The sequence below is a fragment of the Dietzia sp. SYD-A1 genome (assembly GCF_015356725.1).
In the GTDB taxonomy this organism is placed as follows: Bacteria; Actinomycetota; Actinomycetes; order Mycobacteriales; family Mycobacteriaceae; genus Dietzia.
On record NZ_JADDKI010000178.1, the window covers coordinates 1 to 16621 of the forward strand.

The window sequence follows — 16621 nt, forward strand, 5'->3', positions numbered from 1 at the left end:
TCTCGGGGATCCACCGGATGCCGTCCACCCGGGCGATCTCCAGGGCCGGTGGGCCGTCGACCTGTGCCAGCACCCGGTCGCCCACGGCGACAAGTGAGGACACGGATCCCGGCGCCGGGACGACCTCGCCACCCTCGGGGTCGGCGGCCGACGGCGCGGGGGCCGGGCTGGCGTTCCCCTGCTCGATCCCGGTGTAGTCCTCCAGTTGGCCGGTGGTCGACGCGCAACCGGCGAGCCCGACGACGAGGGAGATGACGGCGGCGGTGACCGCGGTGCGGCGGTGGGCACGAAGGGGCACGGTGTTCCTTTCGACGTGCCCACAGTGTCCCTCACGCGGGTCCTCAGTCTCCGTCCAGGTCCGGGCGACTACCCTCACGGCGGTGCGGGGACCACCCGCTCCCGTGCCCACGGTCCCCGACAGAAAGCAGCGCCCGTGAACCCGACGGTCCTGGCCGCCCCCGCCGCGGACGGCATGTCCTGGCTCCAGGTGGTCGTGCTCTCCGTGATCCAGGGGATCACGGAGTTCCTGCCGGTCTCGTCCTCCGGGCACCTTCGAATCTTCTCCACCTGGATGTTCGGGTCGGACGCGGGCGCCTCGTTCACGGCGGTCGTCCAGCTCGGTACGGAGGCGGCCGTTCTGGTGTTCTTCTTCAAGGACATCGTGCGGATCGTCGTCGCCTGGTTCCGGGGCGTGTTCGACGCCGGACACCGCGACGACCCGGACTACCGCCTCGGGTGGTACGTCATCATCGGGTCGATCCCCATCGCGGTGATCGGGTTCCTCGGCAAGGACCTCATCCGGGACGCGGCCCGGAATCTGTGGATCACGGCGATCGTCCTCATCGCGTTCTCGTTCGTGTTCCTGATCGCGGAGAAGGTCGGAAGGCAGGACCGCCCGGTCGACGGCCAGTCGCTCGAGGGTCTGAGGTTCAAGGACGCCGTGGTCATGGGCCTGGCCCAGTGCCTGGCCCTCATCCCCGGCGTCAGCCGGTCGGGCGGCACCATCTCCGCGGGCCTGTTCCTCAACATGTCCCGCGAAGCCGCCGCACGGTTCTCCTTCCTGCTGGCCATCCCGGCGGTGTTGGCCTCGGGACTGTTCAGCCTCCCCGACGCCTTCGAGCCGTCCGTGGGGCAGTCCGCCACCGGGATCCAGCTGGTCGTGGGATCGGTGATCGCGTTCGTGCTGGGATACATCGCCATCGCCTGGCTCCTACGCTTCGTCCAGAAGCACTCCCTGGCCTGGTTCGCCGGCTACCGCATCATCCTCGGTCTGGTCGTGATCGTCCTGCTGTCCACCGGCACGATCCCCGCGACCTGACCGCACCACGGATACGGCGCGGCCTCGGTAACCTGCCGTCATGACCGTCATCCTCCTGCGCCACGGCCGCTCCACCGCCAACACCGCCCTCACACTGGCCGGCCGTACCTCCGGGGTCGCGCTCGACGAGACGGGCCGCACGCAGGCGCAGGACCTCTGTCGACGCCTGGCGGGGCTGCCCGTCGAAGCGGTCGTCCGGTCGCCGCTCATGCGCTGCCGGGAGACGGTCGAGCCGTTGGCCGCCGCGTTCGGGGTGGAGCCGGTCGTGGACGAGGGCCTGGTCGAGGTCGACTACGGGTCGTGGACCGGACGGGCCCTGAGCGAGCTCGCGTCGGAACACATGTGGTCGGTGGTGCAGCAGCATCCTTCCTCGGCCGTCTTCCCGGAGGGCGAATCCCTCGCGGAGATGGCCACCCGCGCGGTCTCGGCCGTCCGGGCACATGACCGACGCCTGGCGGAGGACGCGGGCCGCGACGTCCTCTGGGTGGCGTGCAGCCACGGGGACGTGATCAAGTCGGTGATCGCCGACGCGTACGGAATGCACCTCGACCACTTCCAGCGCATAGTGGTCGAACCGGGATCGGTGTCGGTGGTGCGCTACACACCTCACCGGCCGTTCGTCCTCCGGGTCAACGACACCGGCGGGGACCTGGCGAGTCTCCGGGGGGAACCCGCCGGACACGTGGGCCGGGCCACCGCGGGCGACGCCAGCTCGGACGCGGTGCCGGGCGGGAACGTACCCTTGTGAACCGCACCTCCGCCCAGGACCGCCCGGCACCACCCGGCAGTACACTTCACAGCACAGCACCGAGGAGACGACCGGCATGAGCAGGGAAGTCCACGAGTTCCGCGACCCGGCGAGGTTCGTGGTGGGCACGATCGGCCAGCCCGGCGAGCGCGTGTTCTTCGTGCAGGCCACGGGTGGAGGCCGGACCGTCTCCGTCCGGTGCGAGAAGCAGCAGGCCCAGATCCTCTCCGAGCGGATGGGCGACCTCCTCGACGAGATCGCCGCGAAGTCCGATGTCCCCGTCCCCCCGGCCGCGGGCGTCGTGGACGATCTCGCGCCACTGGAGATGCCCGTCGACGCGGAGTTCCAGGTGGGGACGATGGGCCTGGGCTGGGACGGGGAGAAGAGCCAGATCGTCGTGGAGTTGCTCGCGGCGGACCCCGCCGCCACCGACGAGTCGGTCGTCCTCTCGGATGCCGAGGACGCCCCCGACGCGCTCCGCGTGTTCCTGACCCCGCAACGGGCACGGCAGTTCGTCCTGCGCAGCGAGAAGGTGGTCTCCGCCGGCCGTGCCCCGTGCCCGCTGTGCGGGGAGCCGATCGACACGACGGGACACCTGTGCATCCGCCTCAACGGGTACCTCCCTCGTTCCGGTGAGGCGCTCGCCGACCTCGTCGATCCGTGACCGCCCGCCCGCCGGGCCCCGAACTCACCGTTCTGCACCGGATCCCCTCGGGCAGCAACGCGGTGTACCGCTGCGTGGACACACTGGGTGAACACTGGGTCTACAAGCCCTCGGCGGGAGAGCGCCCCCTCACGGATTTCCCCGACGGCAGCCTGGCGGCCCGGGAGATCGCGGCGTACACAGTGTCCGTCGCGCTGGGGTGGGACCTGGTGCCGGAGACGGTGGGGGCGCACGGCCCGGGCGGCCCGGGGATGGCGCAACGGTGGGTCGACGAGATCGACCGGACCGAGACTCCCGGCCACGACCCGGTCGACGTGCATTCCGTCGACGCCCTGCCTCCCGGCCGCGTGGCGGTGCTGCGTGGCCAGGGTTCGGGAGGACAGGAGGTGGTGGTGGCGCACGCTCTCGACGACCGACTCCGCCGCATCGCGCTGTTCGATCTCGTCGTCAACAACGCCGACCGCAAAGGCGGTCACGTCCTGGTCGACACCTCCGGTCAGATCTGGGCGATCGACCACGGCCTGTCCTTCCACACCGAGGACAAACTGCGCACCGTCCTGTGGGGGTGGGCGGGCCAGCCCCTGCCACCGGAGGATCTCGAGGCCCTCGAGACGGTGCGCGACGGCCTGGCCGGGGACGGCCCCCTGGCGGGCGCTCTGAGAGACCTGCTCGCACCCGACGAGGTCCGCGCGCTGGAGGAGCGGGTCGCCGCGCTGGTGGAGGGGGAGGTGTTCCCCGCGCCGGGGCCGGGGTACCCGTTACCCTGGCCGCTCTTCTGATATCCCGCGGTATCTAGACTCGGCCGCATGCACTCGTGGCCCCCGCCCGTCGTCCCCGCCGTACCCGGCGACGGCGCCCCGCTGAAACTGTTCGACACCGCGAGTGGCGGGATCCGCGAGGTGTCCGCCGGGCCCGTCGCGGGGATGTACGTCTGTGGCATCACCCCCTACGACACCACCCACCTCGGTCACGCCGCGACGTACCTGACCTTCGACCTGGTGTACCGGCTCCTCCTGGACGCCGGGCACGAGGTGCACTATGTCCAGAACACCACGGACGTCGACGACCCGCTGTTCGAGCGCGCCGAGCGCGACGGCGTGGACTGGAGGGAACTCGGCGATCGCGAGACCGACCTCTTCCGCGCCGACATGCAGGCACTCCGTGTGCTCCCCCCACGCGACTACGTGGCCGCCACGGAGACCGTGGGCGAGGTCGTGGAGATGGTCGCCGAACTCGTCGACGGCGGCCACGCCTACACGATCGACCCGGGGGTCGACGGCTACCCCGACGTCTACTACCGCCACCGGTCCACCCCGGCGTTCGGGTACGAGTCGGGGTATGACGCGGCGCAGATGGCCGACGCCTTCGCCGAGCGCGGCGGGGACCCCGACCGTCCCGGGAAGGAGCACCCGCTGGACGCGCTGCTGTGGCGGGTGGCACGGCCCGGGGAGCCGTCCTGGCCCTCACCCTGGGGAGCGGGCAGGCCGGGCTGGCACATCGAGTGTTCTGCCATCGCACGCAACAGGCTGGGAATGGAGTTCGACATCCAGGGCGGGGGAAGCGATCTCGCGTTCCCACACCACGAGTTCTCCGCAGCCCACGCGGAGGCCGCGACCGGCCGCTCACCGTTCGCCCGCTTCTACGTGCACGCGGCGATGATCGGCCTCGACGGGGTCAAGATGAGCAAGTCGCTGGGCAATCTCGTGCGGGTCAGGACTCTGCGCGACCAGGGGGTGGACCCGGCGGTGATCCGGCTCGCACTGGCCGCCGGGCACTACCGGACGGACCGGTCATGGTCGGAGGAGCTGCTCGCGGAGGCCCGCTCCCGGTGCGAGAGGTGGTTCCGTGCGATCGCTCGGGAAGCGGGCGCCGACTCGGCCGCGACCATCGCCACGGTGCGCGACCGGCTCGCCGACGACCTCGACACCCCTGGCGCCCTGGCCGCGGTCGACGACTGGGCGGAGGCGACCCTGGCCGGCGACGAGTCGGACCCGTCCGCCGGATCCTCCGTCGCGATCGCCCTCGACGCCCTGCTCGGCCTCGCCCCCGCCACCTGACGGCCGTCCCGGGGCCGCTCCAGCCGAACATCACACCTGGCCGGTGTCGGGCTCGTCCCGGTCTCCTCTCAGGAAGCGCTCGAACTCGGCGGCGATCGAGTCGCCGTCGACCAGCGGCATCGTCTCACCGTCGGCGACCCGCCCACGGTCGGGCTCGGGATCCACCCCCGCGCCGACCCCGTTCTCCTCGTCCATCCGGTCCTCGAGGGACTGGATGTAGTCGCGCAGGTCCTCGTCCTCGCCGGCCGCGGCGTCGACCTTCGCCACCCACGTGCGGGACTGCACCCGCAACGCATCCATCGGGACGGCCACCCCGAGAGTGCCCGCAAGCCAGGACAGGACGGCCTCGGTGCCGCGCGGGTTGGGTGGGGCGGCCACGTAGTGCGGGACACCCGCCCACAGGCTCACCGTCGGGACACCGGCCTCGGTGAGGAGCTGCTGGAGGACACCGGTCATCCCGGTGGGTCCCTCGTAGTCGGACGCCCGCACTCCCATGTCGGCGATCCGTTGGCGGTTGAACGCCGTCCCGGTGAGGGGAACCGGGCGGGTGTGGGGGACATCGGCCAGGTAGGCACCCAGCAACACCACCTCGGTGACCGCCAGCGTGTCGACGAGGTCCACGAACTCGGAGGCGAACCGGCGCCACTTCAGGCCGGGTTCGGGGCCGCGGACCAGCAGGACGTCGTGGTCGACCCCGTCCGGTCGGCACACGGACACCAGGATCTGCGGCCACTCGACCGACCTCGACACCCCCTGTGAGTGCCGGACCGTCGGTCTCTGGTCGAGGTAGTCGAAGAACTCGTCGCCACCGATCTCAGCGATCTGCCGCGCCTCCCACGTCAGGGCGAGGTGCTCGACCGTGCCGGTGGCCACGTCGGCGGCGTCGTTCCAGCCCTCGAAGGCCACGATCATGACGGGGCTCTCGAGATCGAGAGGCCCGTCGGGGGTCCATTCGACAGTCATCCGTACAGCCTACGGACGGCGACTTCCGGGGCACCCATACACTGGGGCCATGTCTGCCGATTTCGATTCGCCCCTGTTGGACGCCGCCCGTCGGCGAGTGCTGGTCAGCGACGGGGCGATGGGCACGATGCTGCAGGCCGTCGACCTCGACGTCGATGCGGACTTCCTCGGCCTGGAGGGGTGCAACGAGATCCTCAACGCCACCCGACCCGACGTCGTGGCGGACATCCACCGCGCGTTCTTCGAGGCCGGCGCGGATCTGGTCGAGACCAACACCTTCGGGTGCAACCTGTCCAACCTCGGGGACTACGACATCGTCGACCGCATCGGCGAGTTGGCCGAGAAGGGTGCGGCGATCGCCCGGAGCGTCGCCGACGAGATGGGTCCGTCCGAGGACGGGACCCCCCGGATGGTGCTGGGTTCCCTCGGGCCAGGGACCAAGTTGCCCTCGCTTGGGCAGAGCACGTTCGAGGAGATGCGGGAGGCCTACACCCGCGCGGCGGAGGGGCTGGCGCGGGGCGGGGCGGACGCGTTCCTGGTGGAGACCAGCCAGGACCTGCTCCAGGTCAAGGCAGCCGTGCTCGGGTGCCAGGACGGGATGGCGGCCGCGGGGCGCCGGTTGCCGATCATCACACACGTGACCATCGAGACCACCGGGACCATGCTCCTGGGCTCCGACATCGGAGCAGCTCTGACCGCTCTCGAACCGCTCGGGATCGACATGATCGGCCTCAACTGCGCCACCGGACCGGCCGAGATGATCGAGCACCTGCGCTACCTCTCCCAGCACGCCGGTGTCCCCGTCTCGGTGATGCCCAACGCCGGCCTCCCCGAACTGGGTGAACACGGCGCCGTCTACCCACTCGGCGCCGAGGCGTTCGGCCCCCAGGTGGCCGACTTCGTCTCCGAGTTCGGGCTGTCGATGGTCGGTGGCTGCTGCGGCACCACCCCCGAGCACATCACGCGGCTGAGGGACGAGGTGAGGTCGCGGTCGAAGGCCGAACGGCGGGTCGAACCCGTCAACGCCGTCGCCTCCCTCTACACCTCGACCCCCCTGCGGGCCGACGCCGGCATCCTCATGATCGGCGAGCGCACCAACGCCAACGGGTCGAAGCGGTTCCGGGAGGCGATGCTCGCCGCCGACTGGGACACCTGCATGGACATCGCCAAGGAGCAGATGCGTGACGGGGCGCAGATGATCGACCTCTGCGTGGACTACGTGGGCAGGGACGGGTCGGGGGACATGGCCGAGCTGGCAGGACGTCTGGCGACCTCGTCCACTCTGCCGATCATGCTCGACTCGACCGAGCCCGAGGTCATCCGGACCGGCCTGGAGCACCTGGGGGGACGGTGCACGGTCAACTCGGTCAACTACGAGGACGGGGCCGGCCCGGAGTCGCGCTTCCAGAAGATCATGGAACTGGTCTCGCGCCACGGCGCCGCGGTGGTCGGGCTGGCCATCGACGAGGAGGGCCAGGCACGCACCGCCGACCGCAAGGTCGCGATCGCGGAGCGGATCATCACCGATCTCACCGAGAACTGGGGGATCGCCGAGGACGACATCATCATCGACTGCCTCACCTTCCCCATCTCCACCGGTCAGGAGGAGGTCAGGCGGGACGGGATCGAGACCATCGAGGCGATCCGCAGACTCACCGAATCGCACCCCAGGATCCATACCACCCTGGGCCTGTCCAACATCTCGTTCGGCCTCAACCCCGCCGCGCGACAGGTCCTCAACTCCGTGTTCCTGCACGAGTGCATCCAGGTCGGTCTGGACAGTGCGATCGCGCACAGCTCCAAGATCCTGCCCATGAGCAAGATCGACGAGCGTCAACGTGAGGTCGCGCTGGACCTCGTCTACGACCGCCGCAAGGAGGGGTACGACCCCCTCCAGGTCTTCATGGAGCTGTTCGACGGTGTGTCGACGGCCAGCACCAAGGACGCCAGGGCGGCCGAACTCGCCGCGATGCCGCTCATGGATCGGCTGTCCGCGCGGATCGTCGACGGGGAACGCAAGGGCCTCGAGGCCGACCTCGACGCGGCGATGGAGGAGATCCCCCCGCTCGAGATCATCAACACCCACCTGCTCAGCGGCATGAAGACGGTAGGCGAGCTGTTCGGCTCCGGCCAGATGCAACTGCCGTTCGTCCTGCAGTCGGCCGAGACCATGAAGACCGCGGTCGCGCATCTGGAACCCCACATGGAGGCCAGCGACGAGGACGGCAAGGGTCGTATCGTCCTGGCGACGGTCAAGGGCGATGTCCACGACATCGGCAAGAACCTGGTGGACATCATCCTGTCCAACAACGGGTACGACGTGGTGAACATCGGAATCAAGCAGCCGATCGCCGACATCATCTCGGCGGCCCGGGAGCACAAGGCCGACGTGATCGGCATGTCCGGTCTCCTGGTGAAGTCGACCGTGGTGATGAAGGACAACCTCGCGGAACTCAACTCGGAGGGCATCGCCGGCGACTACCCCGTTCTCCTGGGTGGTGCGGCCCTCACGCGTGCCTACGTCGAGGTGGACCTCGCCGGGATGTACGAGGGTGAGGTGTTCTACGCCCGGGACGCCTTCGAGGGACTGCGCCTCATGGACGAGGTCATGACGGCCAAGCGGACCGGCGTCCCCATGGCGGAGTCCTCGGACGCGTCGGCCAAGGCCGCGGAACGGCGCGAGCGGAGGGCCCGAAGCGAGCGGATCGCCGCCAAGAGGGCCGCCGAGGCCGAGCCCGTCGTGGTCCCGGAGCGTTCGGACGTCGCGGCGGACCAGCCCATCGCCACCCCGCCCTTCTGGGGGACGCGCATCGCCAAGGGGATCCCGGTGGCCGACTATGTCGGGCACCTCGACGAGCGCGCCCTGTTCTTCGGGCAGTGGGGACTCCGCGGCACCCGCAGCGGGGACGGCCCCGACTATGACGAGTTGGTCGCCACCGAGGGACGACCACGCATGCGGTCATGGATCGACCGGCTCACCACCGAGCGGATCCTGGCCCACTCCGCCGTGGTGTACGGGTACTTCCCGGCCTACTCGGAGGGCCAGGACATCTGTGTCCTGGCCGAGCCGCGCCCGGACGCCGAGGTGTTGCACCGGATCTCCTTCCCCCGCCAACAGCGGGGCCGGTTCCTGAGCATCCCGGACTTCCTCGCCTCCAGGGAGCGCTGTGAGGCCGAGGGGACCGTCGACGTGCTGCCCTTCCAGCTCGTCACCATGGGGACGCCGATCGCGGACTTCGCCAATGAGCTGTTCGCTGCGGACAACTACCGCGACTACCTCGAGGTCCACGGTTTGTCGGTCCAGCTCACCGAGGCGCTGGCCGAGTTCTGGCACCGGCGGGTGCGCGACGAACTCCGCCTGCCCGAGGGCGCCGTCTCCGACGAGGACCCCGACACCATCCACGACTACTTCGACCTCAAGTACCGGGGAGCCCGCTACAGCTTCGGCTATGGCGCCTGCCCCGACCTGGAGTCGCGCCGGGTCGTGGTGGACCTGCTCGAGCCGGAGCGCATCGGTGTCGAACTCTCGGAGGAGTTGCAGCTCCACCCCGAACAGTCGACGGACGCGTTCGTGCTCTACCACCCGGAGGCGAAGTACTTCAACGTGTGACCCGGGCGCCCAGGGTAGCCTCTCCTGGCTGGTGGGGGCTTCCCTGCCGGGTGATGATGAGTGGATGGACTGGGGGCGGGGCGGGGCGCTGCGGACGTTCGTTGGCTCTCGACAGGGCGTCCTCGCCCTGACCACCGTCCTGGCGATCGTGATCCATCTTCTCTCGCGTGCGCTCACCGACCCCGACGTCTCCGACATCACGGAGTGGGTGATCCGCGCGCCGCTGGTCGCCGTGGTGGTGGTCGGCGGGATCCCCCTCATCATCGGGGTCGTCCGCTCGGCGGTGAAGAGTGCCGGGGGAGCGGACATGCTCGCCGCGGTGTCGATCGTCACCGCGGTCCTGCTCTCCGAGTGGCTGGTGGCCGCGATCATCGTCCTCATGCTGTCCGGGGGAGAGGCGCTCGAGGCCGCGGCGTCCCGCAGGGCATCGGCGACTCTCGACGCCCTCGCCCGACGGAGCCCGACGATCGCGCACCGCCTCCGCGGGGACACGGCGACCGAGGGCATCGACGACCTCCCTGCCGATGACGTGCTGGTCGGTGACCTTCTGCTCGTCCTGCCCCACGAACTGTGCCCCGTCGACGGCGAGGTGGCGGAGGGCAGTGGCGCGATGGACGAGTCGTACCTCACCGGCGAGCCGTACGTCGTCCCCAAGACACCAGGGGCGCAGGTGCTCTCCGGCGCTATCAACGGCGAATCACCACTGACCGTCCGCGCCCACCGGGTGGCGGCGGATTCCCGTTATGCGCAGATCGTCGGCGTGCTGCGGGAGGCGGAGGAGAACCGGCCCCCGATGCGTCGTCTCGCCGATCGCCTCGGCGCCTGGTACACGCTGATCGCGCTGGCGCTGGGCATCCTCGGCTGGGCGTTCTCCGGAGATCCGACCCGTTTCCTCGCGGTGGTCGTGGTTGCGACCCCGTGCCCGCTCCTCATCGGCGTCCCCGTCGCGATCATCGGTTCCATCTCGCTGGCCGCCAAGCGGGGCATCATCATCCGGAATCCGGCGATGCTCGAGAACGTCGGACGCGTCGAGACGATGATGTTCGACAAGACCGGCACGCTGACCTATGGGCGTCCGGTCCTCACGGAGATCGTCGCGAGGCCCGGGATGGATCCCGACGAGGTGCTCGCCGCGGCGGCGGCGATCGAGGCGTACTCCCGCCACCCGCTCGCCAGAGCCGTCATCGACGCGGCAGCCGAACGGAACCTCGGGACCCAGGCCACCACCTCCGTCGCGGAGAGGCCCGGCGCCGGACTGGTCGGCGAGGTGGGTGGACGCGTGGTCCGCCTGACCAACCGTCGCGGGCTCGCCGAGGTCGATCCGGGCGCGTCCAGCCTGCTCCCGGGATCCGAGACGGGGATGGAGGCGGTCGTCCTCGTCGACGACCGGTACGCCGCGGTCCTCCGATTCCGTGACGAACCACGGGCAACCGCGGCTGACTTCATCGCGCATCTCCCGCGCGCACACGGAGTCACACGGATGATGATCATCTCCGGTGACCGTGAGGCCGAGGTCCGCCGGTTGGCGGACCGGGTGGGTATCACCGAGGTCTACGGCGGGGTCACTCCCGAGGGGAAACTCGCGATCGTCCGCGAGCGCACGTCGGCGGGTCCCACCCTGTACCTCGGCGACGGGATCAACGACGCGCCCGCTATGACGGCCGCCTCGGCCGGGGTCGCCTTCGGTTCCACGTCCGACGTGACCGCCGAGGCCGCCGACGCCGTGGTGCTGGACTCCTCTCTGGAGCGACTCGACGACCTCCTCCATATAGGGGCGCGTATGCGTCGGATCGCTCTGCAGTCGGCGTTGGGTGGGATGGCCGCCTCCGTGATCGGGATGCTTCTCGCGGTCTTCGGCCTCCTCAGCCCTCTCGCCGGGGCGATCGCACAGGAGGTCATCGACGTCCTCGCGATCCTCAACTCGGCACGCGTCGTGATCGCACCGCACAAGCTCAGCGACTTCGACGTACGGCCGACCGAACCACTGGAGGCACGGACCGCCCGGCGACGGTGACGCGACTAACATCCTGCCCGCCCGCACCGATAACCCGGTAAGGCCGTGTGCCCCGGGGACCGCCCGAGAGCCGTAGTCGTCGAGGAGACTGTCATGAGTATCATCCGTCGGTCAGTTGCGCTCACCTGTGCGGCGACCCTGCTCGCCGGGGGAGGGGCGGCGATCGGATCCCCTGTGGCGTCAGCGCAGGTATGGCGCGAGTCGCCCGCCTGGGATGTCCGTATGCCGTACCCGCTGGGCGGTGAGCACACCATTCGCTTCGGCGCCTTCACCACCTGCAGGCTGGGCGGCGACGAGCGTTTCCACCAGGCGCTGAGCGCGAACGCCAGGGACCTCGACCAGCCCGTCGGCTCGTTCGACTTCTCGGCCACCCTGCTGCCGTTCAACTCGGCGACGGTGGAGTGGCACAACATCGATACCGATACCAGGGGGGTGCACACCGTCCAGTCGACCGGACCCGAAGTCGGCATCGGCGGTGTGTTCACCGGCCACGGGCGGTTGGCGGTCACCATCACCACCAGCAAGTCCGCCTTACCGACCTTCGCCCCCGGGTCGGTCGTACCGTTCGCCTCCGCCACCCATACCGAGCGCTTCCTCGTCCCGGCAGGCACCTGCCACTGAGCGGCGGTCGGCGGGGAGGCCAACGGGACCGGTCACGGTACCCCCGGTCTCCCCATGTCGGGTAGACAGTAGGCCGTGACCAGCATTTCGCCCGATCAGGTCCCCGCCGCCGTGTGTCTCGACATGGACGGCACTCTCGTCGACACCGAGCGACTGTGGGACATCGCCGTCTACGAGCTCGCGGAGTACCTGGGACGACCGCTCGACGAGGCGACCCGCGAACGGACGCTGGGGAACTCGCTCCCGGGATTCTTCGCGATCCTCGGCGAGTACACGGGGCGGACCATCGAGGGGGCCGAGTTCGATCGACTGGCCCGCAGGCTGAACTCGCGGGTCACCGAGCTCATGCGGTCCGATATGCGGTGGCGGCCGGGCGCCGAGGAACTGCTGGATGACCTCGCGTCGACGAACGCCCCGGTGGCCCTGGTGACCAACACGACCGCGGATGTCGCCACGGTTCCGCTGGAGTTCATCGACCGTTCGCGATTCGATGTGGTGGTGACGGGGTGCATGGTGGTCGACCCCAAGCCGGCTCCCGACCCCTATCTGCTGGCCTGCTCGCGGCTCGGGGTCCAGGCGACGGCCGCCGTGGCGGTCGAGGACTCGGTCACCGGGGCCACCGCCGCGGTCACCGCGGGGTGCCGGGTCCTCTATGTTCCGTCCACCGACGGACAGCCGGACGTGGCCGGGGCACACACCCACCCGAGCCTGGCCGGCGTGACCGCGTCCGGTCTCGCCGCCCTCACCTCGGGAACGCCACTGGGCGTGGCTGTGGGAGAATCGGGCGCGTGAAGACCTTCGACTCCCTGTTCGCCGAGCTGTCCGAGCGCATCGCCGCGCGTCCCGAGGACTCCGGCACCGTCGCAGCCTTCGACAAGGGCGTGCACCATCTGGGCAAGAAGGTCAACGAAGAGGCGGGCGAGGTGTGGATCGCGGCCGAGTACCAGTCGGACGAGGAACTGGCCGAGGAGATCTCGCAGCTCCTCTACTGGACCCAGGTCATGATGCTCAAGCGCGGACTCGGTCTCGAGGACGTCTACCGGCATCTCTAGCCGCCACCGCAGTCACCCCGCCCGCACCGAGTCCTGGAGCCACCACCATGCTGCGTGTCGCAGTGCCCAACAAGGGCGCCCTGTCCGAGTCCGCCTCCGAGATGCTGTCCGAGGCGGGGTACCGCCGACGTACTGAGGGCAGCAAGGATCTCACGCTGATCGACCGTGAGAACGATGTCGAGTTCTTCTTCCTGCGGCCCAAGGACATCGCCGTCTACGTGGGTTCCGGCCGCCTCGAGCTGGGGATCACCGGCAGGGACCTGAGTATGGACTCGATGGCGGCGGTGGACGAGCTCCTCGATCTGGGATTCGGACACTCCACCTTCCGGTACGCCGGCCCGGCGGGCAGCGGGTGGACCTCGGACCGCCTGGCGGGGGCCCGCATCGCGACGTCGTACCCCAACATCGTCCGGCAGGACCTCGAGAGGCGGGGGATCGATGCCGAGGTCATCCGACTCGACGGCGCGGTGGAGATCTCCATCCAGCTCGGGGTGGCCGACTGCATCGCCGACGTGGTGGGTTCCGGTCGCACTCTCAAGGTGCACGGTCTGGAGGCGTTCGGGGAGGTCCTGTGCGACTCGATGGGGGTGCTGATCTCGCGTACGGGCGAGGCGATCACTCCCGCGATGGCCCAGCTGAGGGCGCGTCTCCAGGGCGTCGTCTTCGCCCAGCAGTACATGATGCTGGACTACGACTGCCCCAGGGAGATCCTCGACTCGGTCTCGGCGATCACCCCGGGGATCGAGTCCCCCACGGTCTCCCCGATGGCCGATCCGGCATGGGTGGCGGTCCGGTCGATGGTCCCGCGCAAGAAGGTCAACTCGATCATGGACGAGCTCGTCGCCGCCGGCGCCAAAGCCGTCATCGCCACGGACATCCGGTCCTGCCGCATGGGGTGAGCCCGCCAGTCCTACCCGCCCGTGCGGCTCGCTCGGTTCCAATCAGTCCCGCTCAGACCCGTTCCACCAGGAGAGCCTGAAGCGTGTGCCCGATCGCGCCCACCTCGTCGTAGAGGGTGCCGGAGGTGGCCCCGACGCCGTCGGGGCCGATCGAGGCGTCCGCGGTGACCCCGATCCACTCGCCGACGGGACGCCGGTGCAGATGGGTGACCAGGTCCGTGTTGAGGAACCGCCATTCGTCGGGTTCGAGAACGGCCCCGACACCGTTCGCGATGTCGGCCACCGCCATGACCCGCTCCACGGGCGTCATCTCCTCACCGGAGACCAGAGGGAGAGTGGGACGGGCCCAGACGACCCCGTCCTGCGCACCGCGGATCTCCAGCGAGTCGATGTAGCCACTGGTCCACCGGTCGAAGAAATCACTGTCGTGATCCACCTCCGGGAGCTCGCGCGGGCGGTCTGCCGTCTGCTCGACCACGGCGGTGTCGCCGACGGACATCCGCCAGGCGCTCGCTCTGGCGACGATCCGTCCCCCCGCCTCGAGTTCCGCCTCGAGCAGTTGGATCCGGCGACCGGGACGGACGATGCGGGCCCGGGTGCGGACCTCGCCCAGCGGCACGGGCCCGAGCAGGTCCACGGTGACGCGAGCGATCCTGGTCGACTCCGCCCGTTCGAGACGATCCATCGCGCGGGTGAGCACGGCCGAGGGCGGGGATCCGTGCTGCAGGTCCGGACCCCAGGCGCTCACCGTGTGCGGGGTCGCCCGGAAGACCTCCCAGCCGTCATCAGTGCCCAACGGCTCGAAGTAGGCCTCCGTCATGATGTGCTCCTCGGTCCGGCGTGCCCCGCTGCGGGGTTCGTGACCTCGAGAGGTATCACGCGACGCCCCGGCCAGCCCGGGTACTCGGGCGGGGTCCCCCCGTACGCCGGGCACAACGCCTGATGATTGCACCAGTCGCACAGCCGGGAGGTACGTGGGGGGAAGATCCCGGTCTCACCCGCCCGCTCGATCTCCGCCCACAGCGAGTCGAGCTGGGACTCCGTCTCGGTGAGCGCCGCGAGATCGGGGGTCAGGGTGAGCCAGCTGCCGTTCCTGAGGTAGATCAACTTGAGCTGCGCGGGCACCACACCGTGGGTGCGCTGGTACATCAGGGCGTAGAACCGCATCTGGAACATCGCCTGGTCCTGATAGCGCGGACGGGGCGGTTTGCCTGTCTTGTAGTCGACCACCCTGACCTCGCCGGTCGGCGCCACGTCCACCCTGTCCAGGTAGCCGTGGAGCGGGGTACCGGACGCGGTCGAGGTGACGAGATACTGCTCACACGCCGCGGGGGAGAAGCGCCGGGGATCCTCGATCCCGTAGAGCGCGGATACCAGGGCGGCGACCTCCGTCTGGAACTCCGCCCTCCCGCTGAGCGGCACCACCTCGGCGCCCCCGCCCTCGTAGAAGAGTTCCACCGCGGTGGGCACGAGTTCCGCAGCGCGTTCCGGGGCGCGCTCGGACTGCTCCAGTGCGTACAGGTCCTCGAGCACCGAGTGCACGACGGTGCCCAGGACCTGGGCGCGGGTCTTCGGTTCCGGGATCCTGTCGATCGCCTTGAGCCGGTAGAGCAGGGGGCACTGCCTGAAGTCGGCGGCACGCGACGCCGACAACGCCAGGGGCCTGCGCTCCGGCGGGGGCACGCCATCCGGAGTGGCTGGGGAGGCCGGGGTACCACTGCCGCCGATTTCCAGGGGATCCGTCACACCTGGCAGGGTAGACAACCGGTCGGACAACCGGCCGCCGTCCCCTGGAGGTCCACCGTGCAGCGATCCGGCCCGTTCGTCGTCGGCGACCGCGTCCAGCTCACCGATACCAAGGGACGCAAGTACACCGTCGTCCTGGCCGCGGGAGCGGAGTTCTTCACCCACCACGGCGCGGTCCGGCACGACGATCTGATCGGAGCAGCCGAGGGGTCGATCGTCAGGTCCTCCGGGGACGCCGACTACCTCGCGCTGCGCCCGCTTCTCACCGACTACGTCCTGTCGATGCCGCGCGGGGCCCAGGTGATCTACCCCAAGGACGCCGCACAGATCGTCCACGAGGGCGATGTGTTCCCCGGCGCACGTGTGCTCGAGGCCGGGGCGGGTTCCGGTGCCCTGACCTGTTCACTGCTGCGCGCGGTGGGCCCCGGGGGCCGGGTCCTGTCGTACGAGATCCGCGAGGACCACGCCGAGCACGCCGAACGCAACGTCCGGACCTTCTACGGCGAGCACCCCGGGAACTGGGACCTGCGAGTCGCCGATCTCGCGGAGGCCTCCGTGGAGTCACTCCGCGGACAGGTCGACCGCGTGGTGTTGGACATGCTCGCCCCCTGGGACTGCCTGCCCACGGTGCGTGAGGTCCTGGTCCCCGGGGGGGTCCTCGTGGTCTACGTGGCCACCACCACCCAGATGTCCGACGTCGTGGAGGCGCTACGTCGCCAGGAGTGCTGGACGGAGCCGCGGGCATGGGAGTCGATCAACCGCGGCTGGCACGTCGTGGGCCTCGCCGTCCGACCGGAGCACCGCATCCAGGGCCACACCGCGTTCCTGATCACCGCCCGCCGCCTCGCCGAGGGCGTGACCACGCTCAAGCCCAGGCGCAGGGCCGGCAAGCACTGAGCCCCGGACCCGCGGCGCGAACCGACCCGCAC

At 69.9% G+C, this 16621-nt stretch carries 15 protein-coding genes and 1 pseudogene; 12 read left to right on the plus strand and 4 right to left on the minus strand.

The features are described 5' to 3' along the window. Window positions 1-298, minus strand: a pseudogene (locus IY392_RS08225) (hypothetical protein); the annotation flags it as partial. A 174-nt stretch (window positions 299-472) separates the two neighbouring features. Between IY392_RS08225 and IY392_RS08230 the strand changes: the two are divergent. The 5 genes from IY392_RS08230 (at window position 473) to mshC (ending at window position 4787) form a co-directional block, all read left to right on the plus strand. Continuing rightward, window positions 473-1318 (plus strand): undecaprenyl-diphosphate phosphatase, encoded by an 846-nt coding sequence (locus IY392_RS08230; RefSeq protein WP_228549168.1) that lies wholly within the window; start codon window positions 473-475, stop codon window positions 1316-1318. A gap of 40 nt (window positions 1319-1358) precedes the next feature. After that, window positions 1359-2066 carry a histidine phosphatase family protein gene (locus IY392_RS08235; RefSeq protein ID WP_107756460.1) on the plus strand — a complete coding sequence of 236 codons (708 nt, stop codon included), beginning with the start codon at window positions 1359-1361 and terminating at the stop codon, window positions 2064-2066. Window positions 2067-2142: 76 nt separating this feature from the next. Continuing rightward, complete coding sequence (locus IY392_RS08240; RefSeq protein ID WP_107756459.1) at window positions 2143-2730, plus strand: DUF3090 domain-containing protein; 588 nt, start codon at window positions 2143-2145, stop codon at window positions 2728-2730. After that, entirely contained in the window at window positions 2727-3509 is a 783-nt protein-coding gene (locus IY392_RS08245; RefSeq protein WP_194860943.1) for an SCO1664 family protein, read from the plus strand. Before IY392_RS08240 ends, IY392_RS08245 begins: the two co-directional genes overlap by 4 nt. A gap of 27 nt (window positions 3510-3536) precedes the next feature. After that, on the plus strand, window positions 3537-4787 hold the full coding sequence (gene mshC, locus IY392_RS08250) for a cysteine--1-D-myo-inosityl 2-amino-2-deoxy-alpha-D-glucopyranoside ligase (RefSeq protein WP_107756457.1): 1251 nt from the start codon (window positions 3537-3539) through the stop codon (window positions 4785-4787). 30 nt (window positions 4788-4817) lie between these two features. Here mshC and IY392_RS08255 read toward each other — a convergent pair whose 3' ends face one another. Continuing rightward, on the minus strand, window positions 4818-5750 hold the full coding sequence (locus IY392_RS08255) for a PAC2 family protein (protein ID WP_107756456.1): 933 nt from the start codon (window positions 5748-5750) through the stop codon (window positions 4818-4820). Between the two features lie 49 nt (window positions 5751-5799). On the opposite strand from IY392_RS08255, the gene metH reads away from it, so the two are divergent. The 6 genes from metH (at window position 5800) to hisG (ending at window position 13946) form a co-directional block, all read left to right on the plus strand. Beyond that, on the plus strand, window positions 5800-9360 hold the full coding sequence (gene metH, locus IY392_RS08260; RefSeq protein WP_194860944.1) for a methionine synthase: 3561 nt from the start codon (window positions 5800-5802) through the stop codon (window positions 9358-9360). Window positions 9361-9424: 64 nt separating this feature from the next. Next, window positions 9425-11374, plus strand: coding sequence for a heavy metal translocating P-type ATPase (locus IY392_RS08265; RefSeq protein WP_194860945.1), 1950 nt, complete (start codon window positions 9425-9427; stop codon window positions 11372-11374). Between the two features lie 93 nt (window positions 11375-11467). Further along, window positions 11468-11995 (plus strand): hypothetical protein, encoded by a 528-nt coding sequence (locus IY392_RS08270; protein WP_182626872.1) that lies wholly within the window; start codon window positions 11468-11470, stop codon window positions 11993-11995. Between the two features lie 75 nt (window positions 11996-12070). Next, window positions 12071-12787 carry an HAD family phosphatase gene (locus tag IY392_RS08275; RefSeq protein WP_107756453.1) on the plus strand — a complete coding sequence of 239 codons (717 nt, stop codon included), beginning with the start codon at window positions 12071-12073 and terminating at the stop codon, window positions 12785-12787. Then, window positions 12784-13047, plus strand: a complete 264-nt coding sequence (locus tag IY392_RS08280) for a phosphoribosyl-ATP diphosphatase (RefSeq protein ID WP_017836748.1) — start codon at window positions 12784-12786, stop codon at window positions 13045-13047. Before IY392_RS08275 ends, IY392_RS08280 begins: the two co-directional genes overlap by 4 nt. 47 nt (window positions 13048-13094) lie before the next feature. Further along, complete coding sequence (gene hisG, locus IY392_RS08285; RefSeq protein ID WP_182612874.1) at window positions 13095-13946, plus strand: ATP phosphoribosyltransferase; 852 nt, start codon at window positions 13095-13097, stop codon at window positions 13944-13946. Between the two features lie 52 nt (window positions 13947-13998). Here the strand turns inward: hisG and IY392_RS08290 are convergent, their stop codons facing one another. Beyond that, the gene (locus tag IY392_RS08290; RefSeq protein WP_107756451.1) at window positions 13999-14766 is read right to left on the minus strand and encodes a thioesterase family protein; all 768 of its coding nucleotides are present in this window, start codon (window positions 14764-14766) and stop codon (window positions 13999-14001) included. Then, window positions 14763-15692, minus strand: a complete 930-nt coding sequence (locus IY392_RS08295; RefSeq protein WP_194860946.1) for a RecB family exonuclease — start codon at window positions 15690-15692, stop codon at window positions 14763-14765. The genes IY392_RS08290 and IY392_RS08295 overlap by 4 nt, the downstream gene beginning before the upstream one ends. Window positions 15693-15749: 57 nt before the next feature. Here IY392_RS08295 and IY392_RS08300 point away from each other — a divergent pair, with 57 nt between their 5' ends. Further along, a complete protein-coding gene (locus tag IY392_RS08300) occupies window positions 15750-16589 on the plus strand; it encodes a tRNA (adenine-N1)-methyltransferase (RefSeq protein ID WP_194860947.1) in 840 nt (279 codons plus the stop codon). The last annotated feature ends 32 nt before the right edge of the window (window positions 16590-16621 follow it).

Coding starts and splice junctions, on each gene's coding strand:
- IY392_RS08240 (WP_107756459.1), top strand. CDS start 2,143: ATGAGCAGGGAAGTCCACGAGTTCCGCGACCCGGCGAGGTTCGTGGTG.
- IY392_RS08235 (WP_107756460.1), top strand. CDS start 1,359: ATGACCGTCATCCTCCTGCGCCACGGCCGCTCCACCGCCAACACCGCC.
- IY392_RS08255 (WP_107756456.1), bottom strand. CDS start 5,750: ATGACTGTCGAATGGACCCCCGACGGGCCTCTCGATCTCGAGAGCCCC.
- IY392_RS08270 (WP_182626872.1), top strand. CDS start 11,468: ATGAGTATCATCCGTCGGTCAGTTGCGCTCACCTGTGCGGCGACCCTG.
- mshC (WP_107756457.1), top strand. CDS start 3,537: ATGCACTCGTGGCCCCCGCCCGTCGTCCCCGCCGTACCCGGCGACGGC.
- metH (WP_194860944.1), top strand. CDS start 5,800: ATGTCTGCCGATTTCGATTCGCCCCTGTTGGACGCCGCCCGTCGGCGA.
- hisG (WP_182612874.1), top strand. CDS start 13,095: ATGCTGCGTGTCGCAGTGCCCAACAAGGGCGCCCTGTCCGAGTCCGCC.
- IY392_RS08230 (WP_228549168.1), top strand. CDS start 473: ATGTCCTGGCTCCAGGTGGTCGTGCTCTCCGTGATCCAGGGGATCACG.
- IY392_RS08290 (WP_107756451.1), bottom strand. CDS start 14,766: ATGACGGAGGCCTACTTCGAGCCGTTGGGCACTGATGACGGCTGGGAG.
- IY392_RS08265 (WP_194860945.1), top strand. CDS start 9,425: ATGGACTGGGGGCGGGGCGGGGCGCTGCGGACGTTCGTTGGCTCTCGA.